Source organism: Ruminococcus sp. AM42-11 (assembly GCF_003480145.1).
GTDB lineage: Bacteria > Bacillota > Clostridia > Lachnospirales > Lachnospiraceae > Blautia_A > Blautia_A faecis.
The window spans coordinates 36,281-55,134 of sequence record NZ_QUIO01000029.1 but is presented as its reverse complement, the minus strand read 5'-3'; the positions used below and the strand labels follow the sequence as shown (position 1 = coordinate 55,134).

At 38.0% G+C, this 18,854-nt stretch carries 20 protein-coding genes and 1 pseudogene; all 21 read right to left on the bottom strand.

Annotated elements, in window-relative coordinates; genetic code table 11:
• Positions 1-94 precede the first annotated feature (94 nt).
• Positions 95-223: pseudogene (locus DW904_RS16020) on the bottom strand (Maff2 family protein); the annotation flags it as partial.
• Between the two features lie 241 nt (positions 224-464).
• Complete coding sequence (locus tag DW904_RS16015) at positions 465-2,324, bottom strand: VirD4-like conjugal transfer protein, CD1115 family (RefSeq protein ID WP_243008169.1); 1,860 nt, start codon at positions 2,322-2,324, stop codon at positions 465-467.
• A 119-nt stretch (positions 2,325-2,443) separates the two neighbouring features.
• A complete protein-coding gene (locus DW904_RS16010) occupies positions 2,444-2,926 on the bottom strand; it encodes a PcfB family protein (RefSeq protein WP_044925928.1) in 483 nt (160 codons plus the stop codon).
• Between the two features lie 124 nt (positions 2,927-3,050).
• Positions 3,051-3,857 (bottom strand): hypothetical protein, encoded by an 807-nt coding sequence (locus DW904_RS16005; RefSeq protein ID WP_005426603.1) that lies wholly within the window; start codon positions 3,855-3,857, stop codon positions 3,051-3,053.
• The gene (locus DW904_RS16000) at positions 3,854-4,228 is read right to left on the bottom strand and encodes a helix-turn-helix transcriptional regulator (protein WP_005426605.1); all 375 of its coding nucleotides are present in this window, start codon (positions 4,226-4,228) and stop codon (positions 3,854-3,856) included. Before DW904_RS16000 ends, DW904_RS16005 begins: the two co-directional genes overlap by 4 nt.
• 162 nt (positions 4,229-4,390) lie before the next feature.
• On the bottom strand, positions 4,391-4,678 hold the full coding sequence (locus DW904_RS15995; protein WP_015541255.1) for a DUF6809 family protein: 288 nt from the start codon (positions 4,676-4,678) through the stop codon (positions 4,391-4,393).
• A complete protein-coding gene (locus DW904_RS15990) occupies positions 4,644-5,030 on the bottom strand; it encodes a DUF6050 family protein (RefSeq protein ID WP_005426609.1) in 387 nt (128 codons plus the stop codon). Before DW904_RS15990 ends, DW904_RS15995 begins: the two co-directional genes overlap by 35 nt.
• Positions 5,027-5,944, bottom strand: coding sequence for a DUF6017 domain-containing protein (locus DW904_RS24620; protein WP_279254398.1), 918 nt, complete (start codon positions 5,942-5,944; stop codon positions 5,027-5,029). The genes DW904_RS15990 and DW904_RS24620 overlap by 4 nt, the downstream gene beginning before the upstream one ends.
• Before the next feature lie 11 nt (positions 5,945-5,955).
• Positions 5,956-6,105 (bottom strand): replication initiator protein A, encoded by a 150-nt coding sequence (locus tag DW904_RS24120; protein WP_279254397.1) that lies wholly within the window; start codon positions 6,103-6,105, stop codon positions 5,956-5,958.
• A gap of 22 nt (positions 6,106-6,127) precedes the next feature.
• Complete coding sequence (locus tag DW904_RS15980; protein ID WP_059085507.1) at positions 6,128-7,015, bottom strand: ParB/RepB/Spo0J family partition protein; 888 nt, start codon at positions 7,013-7,015, stop codon at positions 6,128-6,130.
• Positions 7,008-7,784 carry an AAA family ATPase gene (locus DW904_RS15975; RefSeq protein WP_005426615.1) on the bottom strand — a complete coding sequence of 259 codons (777 nt, stop codon included), beginning with the start codon at positions 7,782-7,784 and terminating at the stop codon, positions 7,008-7,010. The genes DW904_RS15980 and DW904_RS15975 overlap by 8 nt, the downstream gene beginning before the upstream one ends.
• Positions 7,785-7,807: 23 nt before the next feature.
• A complete protein-coding gene (locus DW904_RS23015) occupies positions 7,808-7,984 on the bottom strand; it encodes a hypothetical protein (protein ID WP_005426617.1) in 177 nt (58 codons plus the stop codon).
• The gene (locus DW904_RS15970) at positions 7,984-8,442 is read right to left on the bottom strand and encodes a DUF6075 family protein (protein ID WP_005426619.1); all 459 of its coding nucleotides are present in this window, start codon (positions 8,440-8,442) and stop codon (positions 7,984-7,986) included. The genes DW904_RS23015 and DW904_RS15970 overlap by 1 nt, the downstream gene beginning before the upstream one ends.
• A 459-nt stretch (positions 8,443-8,901) precedes the next feature.
• Positions 8,902-10,227, bottom strand: a complete 1,326-nt coding sequence (locus tag DW904_RS15965; protein ID WP_118582607.1) for a hypothetical protein — start codon at positions 10,225-10,227, stop codon at positions 8,902-8,904.
• Positions 10,214-12,274, bottom strand: coding sequence for an AAA family ATPase (locus DW904_RS15960; protein WP_118582604.1), 2,061 nt, complete (start codon positions 12,272-12,274; stop codon positions 10,214-10,216). Before DW904_RS15960 ends, DW904_RS15965 begins: the two co-directional genes overlap by 14 nt.
• 120 nt (positions 12,275-12,394) lie before the next feature.
• Positions 12,395-12,697, bottom strand: coding sequence for a DUF6508 domain-containing protein (locus tag DW904_RS15955; RefSeq protein WP_243110450.1), 303 nt, complete (start codon positions 12,695-12,697; stop codon positions 12,395-12,397).
• Between the two features lie 106 nt (positions 12,698-12,803).
• A complete protein-coding gene (locus tag DW904_RS15950) occupies positions 12,804-13,379 on the bottom strand; it encodes a hypothetical protein (protein ID WP_118582601.1) in 576 nt (191 codons plus the stop codon).
• Positions 13,380-13,554: 175 nt separating this feature from the next.
• Positions 13,555-14,031: a hypothetical protein gene (locus DW904_RS15945; RefSeq protein ID WP_118582598.1), complete on the bottom strand. Its 477-nt coding sequence runs from the start codon at positions 14,029-14,031 to the stop codon at positions 13,555-13,557.
• A 329-nt stretch (positions 14,032-14,360) separates the two neighbouring features.
• Positions 14,361-15,227 carry a RhuM family protein gene (rhuM, locus tag DW904_RS15940; protein WP_118582595.1) on the bottom strand — a complete coding sequence of 289 codons (867 nt, stop codon included), beginning with the start codon at positions 15,225-15,227 and terminating at the stop codon, positions 14,361-14,363.
• 239 nt (positions 15,228-15,466) lie between these two features.
• Positions 15,467-15,712: a hypothetical protein gene (locus tag DW904_RS15935; RefSeq protein ID WP_243110449.1), complete on the bottom strand. Its 246-nt coding sequence runs from the start codon at positions 15,710-15,712 to the stop codon at positions 15,467-15,469.
• A 295-nt stretch (positions 15,713-16,007) separates the two neighbouring features.
• Complete coding sequence (locus DW904_RS15930; RefSeq protein WP_118582592.1) at positions 16,008-18,839, bottom strand: transporter substrate-binding domain-containing protein; 2,832 nt, start codon at positions 18,837-18,839, stop codon at positions 16,008-16,010.
• Between the last annotated feature and the right edge of the window lie 15 nt (positions 18,840-18,854).

Sequence of the window (18,854 nt, the reverse complement as noted above, 5' to 3'; positions counted from 1 at the left end):
TCCATGGTGCTTGTCGTTTGCTCTTTGGTTCGGAATAGTGTGGTGCTGGCGGTCTATCTCTTGTTTTCGGTTGTTTGCTTCTTTACTGTACATGAGCATTTGCACCCGGATTGTCTGTTCCATATCCTTCCAGCAGATTGATCACTCCCCAGGCTGCAAGTCCGGCTCCGATCGCACAAACCAATGTTTTTAAGGTCGTAATTGCCGTTGTAAAAAATGCCATAAGTGTACCTTTGGAAAACTTACATTTTCCAGTCCTTTCTTAGATTTTTTCCAGAAATGGAAGAAAACACTATATAAACCCTGCCTTTTGTGCTACACTAAGCATAGGATTTTCTACTTGGAAAATTCCTCACACGTACAGTCGGTATATTCATTTTCGTCGATGGATACCGACTGTTCCCTTTTTCCAAATTATTCATGATTTCCTCCCATGATCCACTTCCCGACAATTTGTCGAGAAGTTACATCTGATACAGTTCCACTTCATCCTCTGGTTTCAGTATCAGATTAGTACTCAGATATTTTTCAATATCAAAGGTATTCTTTTTGTCATAATCGGACAGATATTTGTAATTTTTATGTTTGCAAATATCGTATTTATTTGAGAAAAATGGTCTGACACCTCTCACCTGCAGAATACATTTTCCTCCGTCCATAACTGCTATTTCATCCTGACTCATCAACTCCTTTCCTGTTTTCTGGTAGTTCATTCCATAAGACCGCTGACTGCCTCTCGTATCCGATGTGTTATACAGATCTATGGTTTCTTTTCCCAAAATCTCCGCTATTTCCTTTAATGTCGTTTTTTCCTTTCCCCCCAGGAATAAGGTCGTATCACAGTTCCCTTCGATGGTATCGGCATTATCCTTATAAATTGCCTTAAGCTGAGACTTTGACTGCAAAATAATAGAAGCTGAGATTTCCCGGCTTCTAATCGTAGCAATTAATTTTTCAAATTTAGGAATTTGTCCGATGTTCGCAAACTCGTCAAGGAGACACCTCACATGAATTGGAAGTCTGCCTCCATATACATCATCAGCTCTGTCACAGAGCAGATTAAAAAGCTGTGTGTACATAATAGAAACAATAAAATTAAAGGTATCATCGGTATCTGAAATAATGACAAACAATGCAGTTTTCCTGTCACCAACCAGATCCAATTCCAGCTCGTCATAACTCATAAGCTCCCGCAGTTCCGCAATATCAAAGGGTGCGAGTCTTGCACCACAACTGATTAGAATAGATTTTGCTGTCTTACCGGCAGCCAACTTGTATTTTTTGTACTGCCTTACTGCAAAATGGTTCGGGTCTTTCTGCTCCAGCTCATCAAACATCAGATCTACTGGATTCTTGAAATTCTCATCATCTTCCCTGGCTTCTGACACATTGATCATTTCCAACAGAGTATTAAAATTCTTTTCTTCTTCCCTGCCTTCATACCAGATATAACCAATCAGGGCACAATAATAGAGTTTTTCCGCCTTTACCCAAAAATCCTCACCTGATTGCTGCCCTTCACCTTTGGTATTAGCAATAATGGTTGTTACCAGTTTTAGAATATCTTTTTCACTGCGGATATATACAAATGGATTATAGTGCATGGATTTTTTGAAATTAATTGTATTCAAAACTTTGATTTTATATGGTTCGTATATAACTTTTCCCTCTTTGTCCCGCACGATTTTTCCATTCTCATCCGTCATCGGACTGCCTTTTGCCAGCATACTGCCAACCTCCAGAAGCACAGTTCCCTTTGGATCAGTAATCACATAGGAGCTGTGCATCTGCATAATGTTAGGCTTTACAAAAAATCTGGTTTTTCCAGAACCGGAACCGCCAATTACCAGAATGTTTTTATTCCTGGCGTATTTCGGATTCTTTGGTCTGCTTGACATAGTAAGACTCTCTGTTTCTGTGAGAATAATATTATTTTCAAATTCAGGATCAGCATATGGTCGTATATCTTTTTCTGTTCCCCATCTGGCAGAACCATACTCCACACCCAGCCGATATTTCCTGGCATTTTTCGTGCGGTAAATAATAATAAGCTTTACAGCCACGCCGCCTGCGATTCCACACAACAAATCTATATGATTCAAACTTGGCCAGAGATTCTGAAATGCCAGTTCAAAATAAGTAATGGTATTCATAAATTTATCCCAGGAAGTTGCTCCGGTGTTTACCCGATACAACCAGGCAATCTTATTGAAAAAATAGGCAAACATCAGATAGGGGAAATTAGCTAAAAACAGCTTTTTCTGATCTGCCCTCTTCAATTCACTTACCTTGTCCGTAATCAGATTTTTCACATCTGCAAGCATTTTTCCTGGGATACTCTCTGAGGAAAAAACAGCTTTTCCAGATATTTTTCTCTTTTTCGGAGAGCCTCTGATATGCTGAACTTTTCCTCTTTTCTTCTTATGCTGCTGTTTTTTCTCAGTCATAAACTCTGCCCTCTGTCTTTCTGCTGTTCTCTTGCTCGTTCTCTGTTCTTTCCTTTAGACACAGCATCCTTAAAGTGCATAAGTTTTTCCATAATAGATGGCTTATCCTTTTTGTTCATCTGGACACCCAAATATTTCTTAAATGCCAGATTCATCATTTCTGTATCCTGCCCTTTAAAGAACACATAGTAGGTCGGTGGCTTGGTCGAACTGTCTTTTTTCAAGGCAAAATCTAAACGGTATTTTTTCGCCACACGCTCAAAGGACTTGATATTTCCATCTGTGATTTCAATATTGGATAAACCAGAACCCTGGCTTTTCAATTCTTTGTATGACTGTTTTCCAACCTTATAAGGATTCTTTCCCTTTTGCTTCTGTCCTGACAGATACTTCCGCAGCATATTTTTTAACACGTCGGCAGTCACTCTTGCAGTTTTAACCGACAATGCGATTGTTTTCTGTGTAACTTCTTCCTGCAATTTGCACGCCTCCTTTCGATTCTGATCAGCAAATTACGGTGGTACTAACAGATGGGGGAGATATATTTTCATTGGAATTTGACTCCTTTCCACTTCCCGACAAATTGTCGAGAAGTCATGGGTTTTAATTTTTCACTGTCTGCTTCAATAAATAAATTGTGCTGAACTGCACATATAACTTTTCTTCTTCCCAATCCATCTGATCCATCAGCAGGCATTGAAATAATACATCTACATCCTGCAATTTATAAATCCTGTTGCACGTTTCTGACAAACCTTTTAATTCCGGAATCTCTTGCATCGCATTTCGTCTGTGCATAAGACATTGCAAGTATAATGCTTCAAGATGTTTCTGGCTGAAAATAAGTGCTGTCGTATCCTGTTCATTGACTGTACATTTACGTTTTTCTAACTCTTCTTGGGAAATGTCCAGAAAACACCGGATATTTTCGACATATACATCACCATCAAATGTTGGATGCTTTTTCTTAATCCATCGTTTTGCCGCTACCTCCATATTCTTTCTGTCTCGATCAGATCTGGCACTACGGAAATTCAGCCTTTTGCCCATTTCTGCATAGATATTACTTTTCACCTGCCGCTCTGCCAAAGCTGCGTATTCTTCATTGCGAAAAAAATAATCTAAAAGTTGGTTCATCTTAGCCTGACTATCTACCAAATGATAACATTCCTCGGAAAACCCCAAACCTGCAAATGCAACTGGCGCACTTCCTTTTTTGATTTCTTTTTCAATTACTCTTAAAATGTCTCTCTGGGATTCCATTTCTCGGTTTCCTCTCTCTTCTTCATTTTTCTGATTCTTTTCACAAATCATCAATAAATTTTCATCTGCTCTTTTCGCTGTCAGTGTCAGTGAATAACAAACAAAGATCAGCAACAGTGATACCAATGCACTTCCAACACCAATCATAAAAACTTTTCCCCCACCAATACATGAAGCAATCCGTCCCATTTAAAAAACGGACTGATTTTTTTCAGCATAGCAATCAAGTCCGCTTCATTTTCTATTTCAATATCCAAAAATTCTATTACACTAATTTCAAGTCCATCCGCAATTTTCTTTAATTGTTCTACTTTCGGCTTTCGTATGCCTATTTCATACTTCCGAATTGTATTCACATTAATTCCTGTTCGTTCTGCAAGCAGCTCCTGCGATAGCCCTCTCTGTTTCCGAAAATAACGAATCTTTTCATTTATCTCCATGTCTTTCATCTGTTGAACTTCTCGACAATTTGTCGGGAAGTTGTTCCCTTTCCCAGTTTTCTTTTCCTTCATATCCATACATAGATATTTCCTCATCCAATAGCCTTGCAACCATAAAGCAACAAGACAGCAAAAACAAAAGCACTATTCCTGCCATAATAATAATTATCAAATCAATCACATCTCATTCTCCTATGTAAGCGGTACAGAAAAAGCAGCCTTGACAGACTGCTTTTTCAATCACCATATTCTATTTTTGTTCTCATGTAAAAAGGCTTCCGAAATTGTGCGAATCCCAAACGCTAATCCATCTATGTAAGCGTCTCTCTGTTCTGTTTGTTTAAGATTTAAAGTATATTCCTTGTAATCCTCAAACATTGCCTGCAGATCCGGACTCATTAGACTTATCATTTCCTTTTCTAATGTTTCACACAGTTCCTTTGTCTCTTCATAACTTTTACTTTGTGTCTCACATTGATTCATTGGATAAATGCTATAATACAATTTTTCCAGTTGCTTTTCGCTCATTTTTGATCACCATTTCTTTCAGTCTTTTTATGATCCATATAATTCCAGAAATGCCGTTTTTTAGCAAAATGCCTGCTACAGCTAATAATCTCCAGGCAAGAACCCCTATTCCAATCAAACTTCCTACCATCAGTTTAAGTACCACCAAACCAAGCATTTCCCCTGTCCCCACATTTCTTGGAACGACCAACAAAAACATTTTCTGGATTCCGAAAGGTATTCCCACAAAAAGCAATAATTTTCTCCAGTCTAATATTTCACCATTCATGCACATAGGGTGAACAATTAAGCAGATAATCATAGCTATTGCACCAGGAATTATCAATTTTGTTATAATTTCTTTTCCTCTCATATGCCACCTCCGTACATATCATGATTTACTTTTGCCTGGTAATAATTGCCTATTGTCGTTATTGAATTCATAAGACAGGTAAGCAAGTACGCTTTTATGTTCTTTACTTCCCTGGTATTCTCATGCAGACAGTCAAGTACATACTCTATGTGGCTTTCTTCCAGCAACAATAATCTGCTTTTTACGAACTGATATGGGTATTTCACTCCACTGATCGTAATATTCTCCCGTTCTATGCTGATTGTTTCCACAATTAGTGCCACAATTTCATCCAACTGTTGCTGTTCCCCCAGTCTGCATCGTTGTACAAGACAGTCATATTCAATATTTCTTTTTACAAGTGCAGTATTCATCTGGAATAACTCCATCTCTTCCATCAAATCCATTGACTGCTGTTCGGAAGAATCTGAAAGATTGATAAGATCAGTATTACTTCTGTCAGTATTACTAATATCAGTATAATTATAATTAGTATTATTAGGGTCGGTTTTTCCGACTTCTGTAGTTCTGATTTTTCGACCACGATAAGTCGTATTTTCCGACCTCTTGAAGTCGGTTTTTCCGACCCCTTGAAGTCGATTTTTCCGACCACGATAAGTCGATTTTTCCGACTCCGATAAGTCGACTTCTTCGACCTCTCGATTTTGTTGAATACTCTCTTCGGATTCATCATTGTTTTTAACATCTTTTGATGTCCTTAAAATAAAGTTCTTTACATAAATAATATCCGGTTTACCAAATCCTTGTTTGACTCTTTCAATTAATCCGATTCCCTTTTTGGTATCCAGTTCTGCAAGCGTTTTCATTGCTTTATCTCTTCCACAATTCATATACTGAATAACCTGTTCAACAGTAAAAATAATATAAACCTTACCCTCTTCATCAAACCACTGATGTCTGATAGATAAAGCCATTCTGTCCAGCATCAGCCATAAAGAACCTTTGCATCGCTGGACAGATTACGGAAATATTCATCTGTGAATAATACTTTGGGAATACGGTAAAAAGCAAACTGTTCCGATTCATAATCGTGAAAATAACCAAACTCTATTTTTGTGCTTTCGGATTTTGCCATTTTGCTTTCCCTCCTTCCCTCGTTATTGGCTTTTCTTCCAGTTATCAAGCAGTTCATAGATAACCTGTTCAATCTGTTCTCTGTTATATTCCTTTGGAAAATACTTTCGTATTTTCTTTTCAGTTAAAGTAACTTTTCCTGTCTCTGTTTTCTTTTCATTCAGAATAAGCTGTACCGCTAATTCTGTCAGATTACCTTCATCGCTGTATTGCTTCAGTTTTGTTGCCATTGAACCTGTAACAGAGCTTGCTCCAGACACTATGCAGTCTTTCACCCAAATCTGCTCCGTTTCTGATAAATAGGTTAATGAAACACCTACTGTAAAATTAATCTTTCCTTCATCCAACAATTTCAGCAATTCCGGAATAAGACAGGTCAAGCGTATGTAACGCTGAACGGTTCTTCCACTGTCACCGGCAGCCTGTCCAACCAGATCTGCACTGTCAACAGAAGCTGCGTTTTCGTCTTTTATGCCCTGATGTTTTACTGCATCCATCTTCATCTTATAAGCATATGCCTTTTCGCTTGGAAGCAAATTTTCTCTCTGTATATTAGAATCCACCATAACGATTACGGCTTCATCATCGGTATAGTTCCGTATGAGTACTGGCATTTTACTTTTTCCAGCCAGTTCGCAACCACGTTTTCTCCTGTGACCAGCAATCAGTTCATATCCTCCCTCTGCGCGAGGACGTACCAATGCAGGATTTAAGATGCCATAATTCTTGATACTTTCTACTGTTTCAGCCATTTTTTCATCATCATTTACATGAAATGGATGATTTCTAAAAGGATGTAACTCATTTAATGGCACTTCAACAATCTGATTAAGAGTATTCTGTTCGGCTTCATTGATTCCAAGCAATTCATCATAAGAAGTAAGCTGAATTTCTTTCTTAGGTTTACGCATGATTCAGCACCTCCTGGACAAGTGCTTGATAACTGTACGCACCTTTTCCTTTTGCATCGTAAGAAAAAATACTGACACCTTCTGATGCAGTTTCGGCAAGAGCTTCTGTTCTTGGAATTGTCTGATCAAAAATTATAATCTCTGCTCCATAAGCATCTCGTACTGCCTGCTTATTTCTCTTTGAATTATTATAATGACTGCTGTCCATTGTAAACAGAATCCCTTCAATCTGTAAATCAGGATTAAATCTCTGATGAATGCCTTTCACAACTTTCAGTAATTCCATGAGACCATCTGCCGCATAGTATTGAGGCTGCACCGGAATCAAAACGCTATCAGCTGCACTTAACGCATTAATTGTCATCATTCCCAACGAGGGCATACAATCAATCAGGATATAGTCATAATCATTTTCCAAAAGTTCCAGATATTCTTTTAAGACTTTTTCTCTGTCCTCTACCGTAAATAATGACATGTCCATTCCTGAAAGAAGTTTATTAGATGGAATTACATCTATTCCTTCCTCATGGTGTAAAATTGCTTCCCTGGGATCAAATTCTAATCCCATAATGATATTTTCCATCATTGTTTTCAATGTTACCCTTAAGTTCTTTGGAAAACCAAGTCCCATTGTCAAATGTCCCTGTGGATCAGCATCTATCAGCATTACACGTTTTCCAACCTTAGACAGTCCTACTCCAAGATTAATAGTGGTTGTAGTCTTTGCTACTCCACCTTTTTGATTTGCGATTGCGATTATTTTGCACATGATATAATTCTCCTGTTTTTCTACTATTTTTTATTTACATTACTTTTTTCAATTTCAGCATAAGCTCTATAATATTTGCTCGTCCCTTTATTGGAATAAAGTTCCGATAATTCCATAACTTCAATTTTAGGATGACGCTGCAGGATTTTCTGAAACCATGCAATATCATTTTTTGTTCCCATCAGTCTCACTTTCAGCATTAATCTATTCCTCCAAGCATGGCATGTAACTTTTGATTGTACACTACATATTCCGGATAACGGATCTGTATTGCCTGCCAAAAATATGGTGCATATACACAGCAGAAGATATCCTCTACTGTATACTGTCTGCACTCGTTTACCTGTTCCTCTGCATCTTCATAATCCCAAACGCTTGGCGTGCTGTTACAGTACAGATTAAATGCCATCCTTACCACTTTTAAGCTACCGCTTGTCTGCCATCCTTCATGTAAACATTTCGTTTTAACAGACCCCGTTTTAAAATTATAAATTCTGTCAGCATTTTTTCTGGTATCTCCATTAATACCCAGGCAATAACACAATGCCTTATGGTACACATCCTGATACCGTACTTCTTGTAATTTTTCATAGTAGAATTTTTCATGTGCATCACTGATAAAAATAATGTTTTCTGCTCCTAACGCTGTACTTTTCATTTTGAACCTCCTTGAAATAAAAAAGGACCTTACCAATTGTTCTACCAATTAATAAGGTCATACTATATGTTACTTTTCTAAATTCGTGCTAGGGATTCCTCTTTAGTAAAAACTTAGTAAAACATCCCTACTGGTTCAAAAATATACTGTAAAATCAAGGTTTTTCAGAATTTTGCTAAGGTAGTGCCGTGGCATACGAATAAAACTCTAATCATAAAAATCTCCTATCATAAAAAGCCGAGAAATACCGTGTTTTGGGGGCATTTTGCCGACTTGTTTCTTCTATTATAAAAGTTACATTTTAAGTGCCGATTTTGCAAAATACGGCAAAACGGTGCAATTCACACCCCTCATTCGTAGTAAAATCGTAGTCAAAATTTTCGGGATTACTACTCTGGATTTTGCCCCCCTTGGAGTATTTCTAAACCGAGGGATGCATCGTTAAAAGGTATATTTTTTCTATTTCACGGACGTTAAAATTCCATCAAGGAATTTGATTTCATTACATCGCATCTGCTCTGTGAAAGCACTATATACATCTATCCCGGTCGGAATCTGAAATCCGTGCTTGACGAGACAAATATCCTCTCGTGCCTCTACATTCTTCTCATAAGTCGAACCACGATTGAGCCACATAACAGCATCTTCTTCCTCTCCCATTTCAGGATAAAAATAAAATCCCTTCTTGGCATCAAATCGGAACATATATGCCAATACCTGCAGATAGTCCTTGTTTCCAATATTATCAATCGGTTTGTACTTCGCATCTGCAATCACTCGTGCCTCTGAGTCTCTGCTGATGAAGTCTGGGTAGATAAGTCCGCGATTATGGTCAAACAAACGCTGAGAACCTTTTGTAGCTTTGTTCATCGGATGATAGAAAATCTCGTCCACAATCGAATTCATATACTCTTCCCAGAGCCATGCGCCATCAAAGAGCAATCCATATACCTTCTTGCTTCCCATTCCAATCTGATGTTTCTGATGCTGTAAGATAAGTAGACACAAGCTCTGCAGTTCACAATATTCTCGGTAATATGCGTGTCTAATGGCATTGGTCTTATTTGCATCGATAATCTTCTGTCGGTTACACATCTCGTAGTTAGGAGTGGCCGCTACAACATCCTTGACCTCATCCTTAACCTGCGCAAGCAGCTTATGTCCGTATGGCTTGTATTTGATAAACTCCACCGTATGACGGATTAATTCCATCAAATCATTATCAAAGGAATACTTCCTCTGCGAATATGCTACATTGCCAACAAACGGTGTATTCTTAACAATGTGTCTCGCTATATCTACCGTTCCCTTAACATTGCTGTCATTGTATGTTTTTCTCACATAAGTCTTAAAGACACCCTTACGCATGGCACTCTTTAAGTAATGTGGGAAAATAAAAACAAGCAGATTGAAAACACAATCATCATTGTTCGCATCCGTTTCCAAATCCACAATATTCGGGACATCAAATACTCTCTCAAGCAAATATTGAAACAGGAAGTCCTGCCCGTTACCACTAAATCTTGATTCAACTATGAGCTTCTCATCTCCAAGTCCCATGAAGCCCATGACATTGCTCGACAAATAATAATTGTTTACACTCTGTAAAATCATCTGGTCTTTTGTGATATCATCTGCGTCTCTAAGAATCTCCGGGAATACAAATATCCCTTCTTTCTCCAACTGCTCCAAAGTTTTATCTGCAATTTTGCTTGTCAGAAGTGATATGCCAGACAATGACTCCTTAGGTATTCTCGAATTATCTTTTATTTTAATTCGACTCATCTACATCAGCTCCGTCCAACTTTCCTTGGTTATATGCTTTCTTAAATCGCTCCATAATACCTTCTTCATCATACATACCATTTATGTATTCCTGTAACAACGGATGTAGGTAATCTGACCATAATTGGTCAAAGTCAATATTCTTCAGCTTCAAGAAATAGGATGCACCAATCTGATAGTTTTCATTCAGACCTTCTGTTGCTGCAATTTCCACATTCAAAGCTGACATTCTGGCAATTGCCTCAGCCTCTTTCTCTTCGTTATTTAAGTTAGCAAGCATCTCAAGGCGCTCATCTGCACGAAGCTCCACAAAACGGAATCTTCGTCTCATAGCGAAATCAAAGCTGTCTACAGATCTGTCAATATCATTCATCGTACCAATGATATAAACGTTGTCTGGGATATAGAATTTTTCATTGCTATCAGCATGAAGGTTTGCATACTGTGTGGAAACCTCTCCTGCCACACCTCTGTATCCTGGATCAACAGCAAAGAATAACTCTCCGAAAATCTTAGATATCTCACCACGATTTATCTCATCAATGATGAATACATATTTCTTCAACTCTTCCTGGCTTATAATCTTTGCAGCCTTTTTCTTTTTCTGAATCTCGTTAAAAATAACAAGATTGTAGGAATATCTCTGCTGCGTAAAATTGATATTGAAAAATTCCGTAATATCTTTTAATTTGTTAAATTCTCTTCCAGACTCTAACATCTGTCTAATTTCAGAAATATTCAATCGGATACTGTTGATGGATGCATTTTGTGGTATTGAAAGATAAATATGCTCATCATCGACATCTGTGATTGTAAATTCTGTACCCGTTTTGGTCTTGAAGGTGTTATTTCCTGTGTCCACATCATCAAAGAACTCTTTCATTGCTTCTTGAACAGATAATTCATTTGCAATGACCTCTGTGGACTTTTTAGAATTCTCATAGTTTCTTCTAGCCTTATCCACGAATTTCTTAAACACGCCATCCTGCAATTCAAACCCCATAGAACCATCTTCATTCGTCTTTGGACGGAGTCCTTCTACGAAATCCGAATAGTCATAACTTGGGTGAAATTGGACAAACTCTACCTGTTGCTTTTGCTCATCTGTGAGCATCGTATAATCATCAAAATAGCCATTGCTAATAATGTCAGTAGCAATTTCTTTTGCAAGATAAGTCTTTCCAGTTCCTGGAGCGCCTCGGAATATAATGTTCTTAGATTCCACAAGCATAGTAGAATATGGATTCAGATAGCCATTAAATTCTGCTGGTTTTACTGCCTCTTCCTCTGCATTTTCCTTCTCGTCCTTCTCACGATAAACCAATTTGAAGGAATCTCCCGGATTACCGAAACGTGTCAAACACTCCTGAACAAATCTAAGAGTTGTAAAGATATTCCATGAATAAATTACAAACTGTCTGCCATCATCATAATCATACGACATTGTACTGAACGGATTTATATTGTGTGCTTTTGCTTCGTCCTTGCTGTAATAAATTCCACGAATCATTTCCTTATCTGGAGCGTATTGACAAATTGGAAACTGTTCTTTTTCTTCTACTGGCAAGGCTGCAATCTGTTTTTCATAAATTTGAAACGCAATACGTGGTAAAGTTTGGTTTGTATTCCGTCTCTCACCTTTCCCATAATTTCTTTTGATAACAGTTCCATCGACAGCAACAAATGATACATCCAAAGGCTTGAACACATCTCCTGCACTAATATTATCCATAGTGAATGAATCATCAGTAGAAGTAACAGAATCTGATGTTATAGTAATCTCGTATTTTGTCTGCTTAATCTGAATCTCATATTCTTTTGCAGTAAGATAGTTTTTTGCTTCGACAGCATTATATCCAGATACATCTATCTCTGCACCATTCTGCAAATGATTTGCTACTGCGATGACATACTTTGGTGGATAGGTATTACCGTTTTCCCATACAAGCTCATACTTGGTACTCGTATTATGCCAAGGAACTCCATTCTCATCAATATATTTAATAGCCTCTGCTATAAATTGTCCGTCAACTTTTGGGACTGCCATGATAAGCGCCTCCATTTAAATGAATATACAGAGTTTATTATATCACTAAATGGGTGTTTTGACACCCACAATCGTTAAGTGGCACTAACACAAAAAGGCACCCAGACATCAGTGCCTTTTTTACAAATCTAACTCTTTTAATCTAACCAACCATCTCTGAATTGCCCCGCTTTTCATAAAACCGAGCAATGCTCCTTCGCAAAACCTATCTGCTCTAATCGCACCAATCAAGAGTGCCAATACAGTCCTGGCATCAAGATCATCCACGATGGCACTTTCCATCGAATTTATTCCCCATTCGATACCTACTTTCTCCAGTATCTCTCCATAATTCTTCATATCGTATTCCGGATGTTCGTCCACAAATTTATACACAGCTTTCTCAAATGTAATTGCTTCTCTACCATAATTTACATATGGCATCTGAATCGGATGTTCTGGCTACCATCATTTTCTTTATCAATTACCCAGTTGCCGTGTTCCTCACTATCCAATCTTTCAATAAAACCTGTCAGTTCCTGAAACATAGTCATTTCTCCACATCAAATATCTTTCCAAAGAACCCCATTACCAAATTATCTATCGTACCTCCGCCAAGATTACCTTTGATGATTCTTTTTCTGTGATCAAAATAAGTTACCTGTAGGTTATACCCGCAACCGTCAAGAACTTCTGCCACAATAACTTCTTCTGGATATTTGCTCATTACCTTCTGAAATTCACGGAACAATTCAATTGTCTTTCGCTCCGACACTTGTTCTTTTTCAGAAAATAATGCTTTTCTACTTCTTCCCTGGTAATCATATTTTCTAGCAGTTCCATCTGCATAGATCTCGTACACCCATGCACGTGCCATATCAATTGTACATGGACCTTGCTCGAACACCCTGATACGCATTTTCTTAATAGCTTTAGCAGGCAGAGAATCCAATGACCATCTATGATTACAATCCAAACAGCCATAGTCCTCTTGGTGCGGAAATACCATACAACCACCAAGGATAATCTCTCCGCGCTCCGAAGCCTCCCAAGCCTCTGGTTCGGGATACCCATACATAATCGGTGCTGTATGTTCTGATTTGCATTTTGGACATATCACTTTCATATAACCAATTCCTCTCACTCTACATCTTTGTAAAGTTCAATTGTTTTCGCTGTAAGATTCAGATTCCTAGACTTATATCTCGCCGCCAACCATGATACACCACACGGTTTTAAATAAAAAAAGATGCCTGCCACTAGGAAAGACACCTCTCTTTATCCGACATAGATATTTACATCTATTTTAATAGTTCCTGTTCTATACTAAGGACATCTGGAAAAATCAACTTCGCTCCCTTTCTCTGCAATGCTAAAACTTTTCCTGCTTTATCCTTTAACTCCTTTTCCAATCTACCATCAACACGAACTGGTATATTGGCAACAGAATCCAGATACTCATTTTTCATATATTTTTCTGTAATCGGGCACATATTCTGAATCAAAAATGCCTTCTCATGACCAAGCACTTCTCCAAAAACAATTGTATCGCACTTATGATACTTTTGCATTTTCTTATTATAGATTCCTTTAAATTTAGAAGTCTGTGATGAAAATGGTATCATCCAAAACAGCTGCGTATTACTATCCTGGAATGCATAAAAGCATGGTCTATCATGTAACTGTCCATTTACCTTTTCCTTATTCTGCATCAAATAAGAATCTGGAAAATCCTTAAAGTATTGATCATCAATATAATAAAAATGTCCTATTTCCATTTCTTCTCCTATCGTCAAAAAGAGGCTCCGTCCTCTCGAACGGAACCTCAAAACATTTGAACTCGACCTTTTCTAAGTCGCATATCGAGTAGCGACAAACATTTGAACTCGACCTTGTTTGAGTTGCATATCGAGTAGCAACAAACATTTGCAGTAATCTCTTACTGTACTTAAAGTATACATTCAAATGTGCCGCCTGTCAAGGTCAAATATAGTTCAAATCACAGCTTGCGGCTGCATTAATATTATATGACCTTATCCAACTAGATATTCATTTTACACGATACTGCTAGACTATTCAACGATTGCACACTATATAACGATAGCCCTTACAATTTAACGATTGCTACTAAGGTTCCATCGCTAAGTCGTTTTTTACCTTCTTGAAATAAAGCATTGTTTTTATCTAAAAATTCAAGAAAAAGCGATGCTGCAATTCTCTTGCATCCATCTGCATAAGGATGATCCTTTATCATAAAATATAATAAATTTGCTGCCTTTTCTTCCAAGGATGGATATGCATCCTGTCCAAATATACTTTGATATACCGCCGCTATTATCCCTGCTACTTTTCCAGTCTCTTTTTCTACTCCAAATACCTCACTGTTAAATGAATCACGCATTTTTCCAACCATTTCAACACATTCTTCATAAGTTATACGATATATCGGTTTATTTCCATCAGGTTTACATAATGTCTGATGATCATATTGATCAAGTAAAAGTAATGCATCTGTATACTCATTTACAGCTCTAAGCACATCTGATTCCTCTATATTGAGAGCATCCGCGAGCATTCTTGTTTGAATATCCACTGTTTTTTTTAATGCTTGAAGACGTTTCTCATTAATAGCATATCCTTTCAAAATAAATTGTTTAAGAATAGTATTTGCCCATTTTCTAAATGCTATACCTCTTGACGAATTTACTCTATACCCTACAGCTAATATTACATCCAAAGAATAAAACGCAACTAATTGCTTTACCCCATCAACACGCATTTTTTGCGTGTTGTTATTTTTATCGACTTCTGACGATTTGAATACATTATTAATATGTTTTCTAATATTGGTTTCATCTTTATCAAACAATACTGCCATCTGATTTGCAGATAACCATACAGATTCACCATCAGAAGATACCGGAACCTCTAATTGTATACTACCATCTGTAAATAAGACTAACTCATTTTCCATATTCTTCACCTTGATTTTCAATACTGTATCCACTTCTTAAATTTTATTCTACCATACAAACCACATATTCACCAGTCAAAAAACACCCAAGCCAAGCCTGAGTGTCACCAATCTATATCAATATTCTATTATCAAACCACCTTGAACATATTCTGTTTCAAAGGCTTATCATCCTTGTTCGAAATCCTCAATCATGAATCCTTCTCCATCGATGAACTGTCCACTGTAAGGCACCTCCCTCAGCATCTTATCCACGACTTCCCCCTGTTCGTTCTTAATCTCAACTTTTTTGCCTTGCTGCTTCTGTAAAAGTTGTTCATCGCATACGCAACTTCTTTTGTAATCTCGATCATTTCTCTATCAATATTTGCGTAGTACTTTCCTTCATAAAAATATGGGTGTTCAATATACATATCCGTTCCTCCTGAATTTGAAATCTTGTTGCTCGTTTCAAATCCAGAAGGCGGACCTCTGTTTAGAATCATGCCTGCTCCGCCTTTATCCTGTCGGGACACACCCGCAGTTATTGGCTGAGAAATTCAGGCACAAAAAAGGCCCCAGTAGTTTTTTCTTAACTACTAAGGCTTTCGTCTCTTTCTTGTATTCAGTTATCTATGCCTTCTTTCATCAGCATAATCATTGTATCAGGATAAAGTTCACAAAGTATCCGCAATACGTTCCCATAAGTTCATGATATTATCGGAATTGTACATATTTTGCTACTAAATGTTCAAGTTCCATTCCAGTATGTATTTTTCGATCCATTTTTCAACAAACGAGTCATCGTTCTATATATTTTGTGATGACAGATGTTAAAATCTCCATATCAACCGGCTTCGCCACATGGTCATCCATTCCGGCATTCAGAGCAGCCTGTACATCCTCTGCAAATGCATTTGCCGTCATTGCAATAATAGGTATTTTCTTTCCATCCGGACGGTCCGACAGATTTCTGATGGCTTTTGTCGTTTCATATCCATTCATTTCCGGCATCATAATATCCATCAAGATCAGATCAAAAGTCCCCGGATCTGTATTACAAAACTGTGTCAGGGCAGATTTACCATCTACAGCCCTGGTTACAATCATCCCTTGTTCTTCCAATAGTGCTATTGCTATTTCCGCATTTAAATCATTGTCCTCTGCCAAAAGAACATGCAAACCATGTAGATCCATATCTTTCTTTAACTTTTCTTTTTCTTCAGTTTCTACATGTTCTGCTATAAGCAGTGGGATTTCTACCGTAAATGTTGAGCCAACACCCTGTCTGCTGCTGACCTCAATTTTTCCTCCCATAAGATCTACATATTTCTTAGCAATCGCCATTCCCAGTCCGGTTCCCTTATAACTGGTTCTTGCTCCATCATTTTCCTGACTGAACTCATCAAATATTCTGTTCAGGAACTCCTCACTCATACCAATTCCGGTATCCGAGATACGATAGCGTACAATCACATGGTGCTCATCATTACCCGGAGCGTTTTCTGCAACAAATGAAATGGTACCTCCGTCTTTTGTAAATTTGACTGCATTGCTGATGATGTTGAGCAATACTTCCCTGATTCTGAGTTCATCCGCCATCACATAGGGATTTTTAAGTTCTTCTCTTGAAACATAAAAATCAAGGTCACGGTTTTCCATATATCCTCTTGCAATCGACAAAACAGTATTTATCATATCCCTGAGGTCTGCCGGCACTGGTTTATATTCCAGTTTACCACTTTCAATGCGGCTGATGTCCAGTACATCATTAATAAGTGTCATCAGATATTCTGAACTCTGCCTGATCTTTTTCAGACAGTTCTCCACTTCTTTGTCCGGTTTCCTCTTCATAGCAATATCTGTAAATCCAACAATTGCATTCATCGGTGTCCTGATGTCATGGGACATATGATTCAGGAACGTTGTTTTTGCAATATTCGCCGCATTTGCATTCTGTGCTTCTTTCAGGGCTTCCATCTGTTTTTTTCTGCTTACGGAAAGGGAATAAACCAGAAGAAGCAGTACAAAAATAATCACAAATGAAACCACGATTCCTAAGCCTGCATACTCCGCAAGGACATCCTGTAAGGTCATTTTCTTTTCCGAAACAGAATTCTGTGCAAGGACCACGCCATTTAAAATATTGGAGGACTGCTCAATTGCTTTATTGATAATAGTAGCTGCTCTTCTGTTTTCTCTCGTCGTGAACATCGCTAATTCCTGCTGTTTTGCCATTTCTGCAAAGGACAGACTTCTGGTCAGTGGACTTTCATTAAGAAGATTAATCTTTGAAGATGGAATGACAGTTGCTCCCACTTTTCCATTTGCTACTGCTTCCAGGCATTCTTCCTGTGTGTCATACAGCTTGATTTCTGCGTCTGGAAAAAGAAGAGACACCATCAATTTAGAATACAGTGAGGTCTCTGTCGCTGCGATTGTAGAGAGACTGTCGCTATATTCATTTCCTTTGTAAATAACAACCGGCGTAATATCAAAGATTTCATCCGTCAAAATCACCTGAAACTGTTCCTGTGTATAAAAATTCTGAATGATAGGACCTGCAATATCTATTTTACCAGATTGCAATGCCTCATTCATCTCTTCTCCCGTGGAACATGGAACTGCCTTGATCGTAATTTTATATTTTTCCTGAACCGTATCCAGAACGGTACCAAGGATTCCTGTCAGTTTCCCATTTTCTTCACCACAAAAAGGGAGATTATCCTTTAGATATCCCACACGGATTGTGTTTTCATGTGCATCCAGCCATTGTTTTTCTTCCTTGTTGAGTGCATAATTTATGACCGCTTTTCCTTCATAACGGGCATACAGCTTGCTGCTGTAGTCCGTTTCTGTATTGTTGATTTCTTCCAGGGCAGAATTTAATTCCTTTAACAGATCCGGTCGGGATTTTGATACACCGAAATAACAGTCACTTGCACCGATATTGGCGATTGCAATAAAATCACTGTTGACAGACAGTGCCGGAACCACAAGCGCATCCAGTTCATCTGCATCCAGTTTTTCTATCATTTCATCATAGTCTTTACAGACAACCACCTCTGCCTGGATCTGATTGCTGTCCAGCCATTTTTCCAGAAGTTCTTTCTGATAACTTCCATCCGCAGCACCGATACGACAACCATTCATCTGCTTTGGATCACCATTCGTAAGATTCGTATGATCTTCCCGGGTATAGATCCAATATCGTTCTGTTCCCTCTGCATAGGTCGAAAAATCGATAGATTCTGCTCTTTCCGGTGTATAACTGACACTTCCAAGTATATCTATTTCTCCATCTTCCAGCATATCCAGACACTCTTTAAATGAGCCATAGACATATTCATACTTCCAGCCGGTTATATAAGAAATCTTCTGGAGATACTCATAGCCAGCTCCCTGCTTGCGTTCCCCATAGCCGCCTTCCTGAAAATTGGCATATGGGAAATAGCCAACTCTCACGGTTTTATTTTCTTCTTCCAATGCCTGAGTTGTTTTTCCATCACTTTTTATTTCCGATGCATAAGCAGAAAGCGGTACAAAAAGTAACATGATAAGTACTAAAATGCTCAAACATAATCTTTTTTTCTTGCCTTTTTTTCTTATCCGTTTTTCTATCTTTCTGTTCATTCATTTCCTCTTTAT

Excerpts from the sequence above, each read along its gene's own strand:
- DW904_RS16015 (WP_243008169.1), bottom strand. The coding sequence starts at position 2,324 with ATGCTTGCAGATGTGAAAAATCTGATTACGGACAAGGTAAGTGAATTG.
- DW904_RS16005 (WP_005426603.1), bottom strand. The coding sequence starts at position 3,857 with ATGATTGGTGTTGGAAGTGCATTGGTATCACTGTTGCTGATCTTTGTT.
- DW904_RS16000 (WP_005426605.1), bottom strand. The coding sequence starts at position 4,228 with ATGGATATGAAGGAAAAGAAAACTGGGAAAGGGAACAACTTCCCGACA.
- DW904_RS15995 (WP_015541255.1), bottom strand. The coding sequence starts at position 4,678 with ATGAGCGAAAAGCAACTGGAAAAATTGTATTATAGCATTTATCCAATG.
- DW904_RS15990 (WP_005426609.1), bottom strand. The coding sequence starts at position 5,030 with ATGAGAGGAAAAGAAATTATAACAAAATTGATAATTCCTGGTGCAATA.
- DW904_RS24620 (WP_279254398.1), bottom strand. The coding sequence starts at position 5,944 with ATGGCTTTATCTATCAGACATCAGTGGTTTGATGAAGAGGGTAAGGTT.
- DW904_RS24120 (WP_279254397.1), bottom strand. The coding sequence starts at position 6,105 with ATGGCAAAATCCGAAAGCACAAAAATAGAGTTTGGTTATTTTCACGAT.
- DW904_RS15980 (WP_059085507.1), bottom strand. The coding sequence starts at position 7,015 with ATGCGTAAACCTAAGAAAGAAATTCAGCTTACTTCTTATGATGAATTG.
- DW904_RS15975 (WP_005426615.1), bottom strand. The coding sequence starts at position 7,784 with ATGTGCAAAATAATCGCAATCGCAAATCAAAAAGGTGGAGTAGCAAAG.
- DW904_RS23015 (WP_005426617.1), bottom strand. The coding sequence starts at position 7,984 with ATGCTGAAAGTGAGACTGATGGGAACAAAAAATGATATTGCATGGTTT.
- DW904_RS15970 (WP_005426619.1), bottom strand. The coding sequence starts at position 8,442 with ATGAAAAGTACAGCGTTAGGAGCAGAAAACATTATTTTTATCAGTGAT.
- DW904_RS15965 (WP_118582607.1), bottom strand. The coding sequence starts at position 10,227 with ATGAGTCGAATTAAAATAAAAGATAATTCGAGAATACCTAAGGAGTCA.
- DW904_RS15960 (WP_118582604.1), bottom strand. The coding sequence starts at position 12,274 with ATGGCAGTCCCAAAAGTTGACGGACAATTTATAGCAGAGGCTATTAAA.
- DW904_RS15955 (WP_243110450.1), bottom strand. The coding sequence starts at position 12,697 with ATGCCATATGTAAATTATGGTAGAGAAGCAATTACATTTGAGAAAGCT.
- DW904_RS15950 (WP_118582601.1), bottom strand. The coding sequence starts at position 13,379 with ATGAAAGTGATATGTCCAAAATGCAAATCAGAACATACAGCACCGATT.
- DW904_RS15945 (WP_118582598.1), bottom strand. The coding sequence starts at position 14,031 with ATGGAAATAGGACATTTTTATTATATTGATGATCAATACTTTAAGGAT.
- rhuM (WP_118582595.1), bottom strand. The coding sequence starts at position 15,227 with ATGGAAAATGAGTTAGTCTTATTTACAGATGGTAGTATACAATTAGAG.
- DW904_RS15935 (WP_243110449.1), bottom strand. The coding sequence starts at position 15,712 with ATGATTCTAAACAGAGGTCCGCCTTCTGGATTTGAAACGAGCAACAAG.
- DW904_RS15930 (WP_118582592.1), bottom strand. The coding sequence starts at position 18,839 with ATGAACAGAAAGATAGAAAAACGGATAAGAAAAAAAGGCAAGAAAAAA.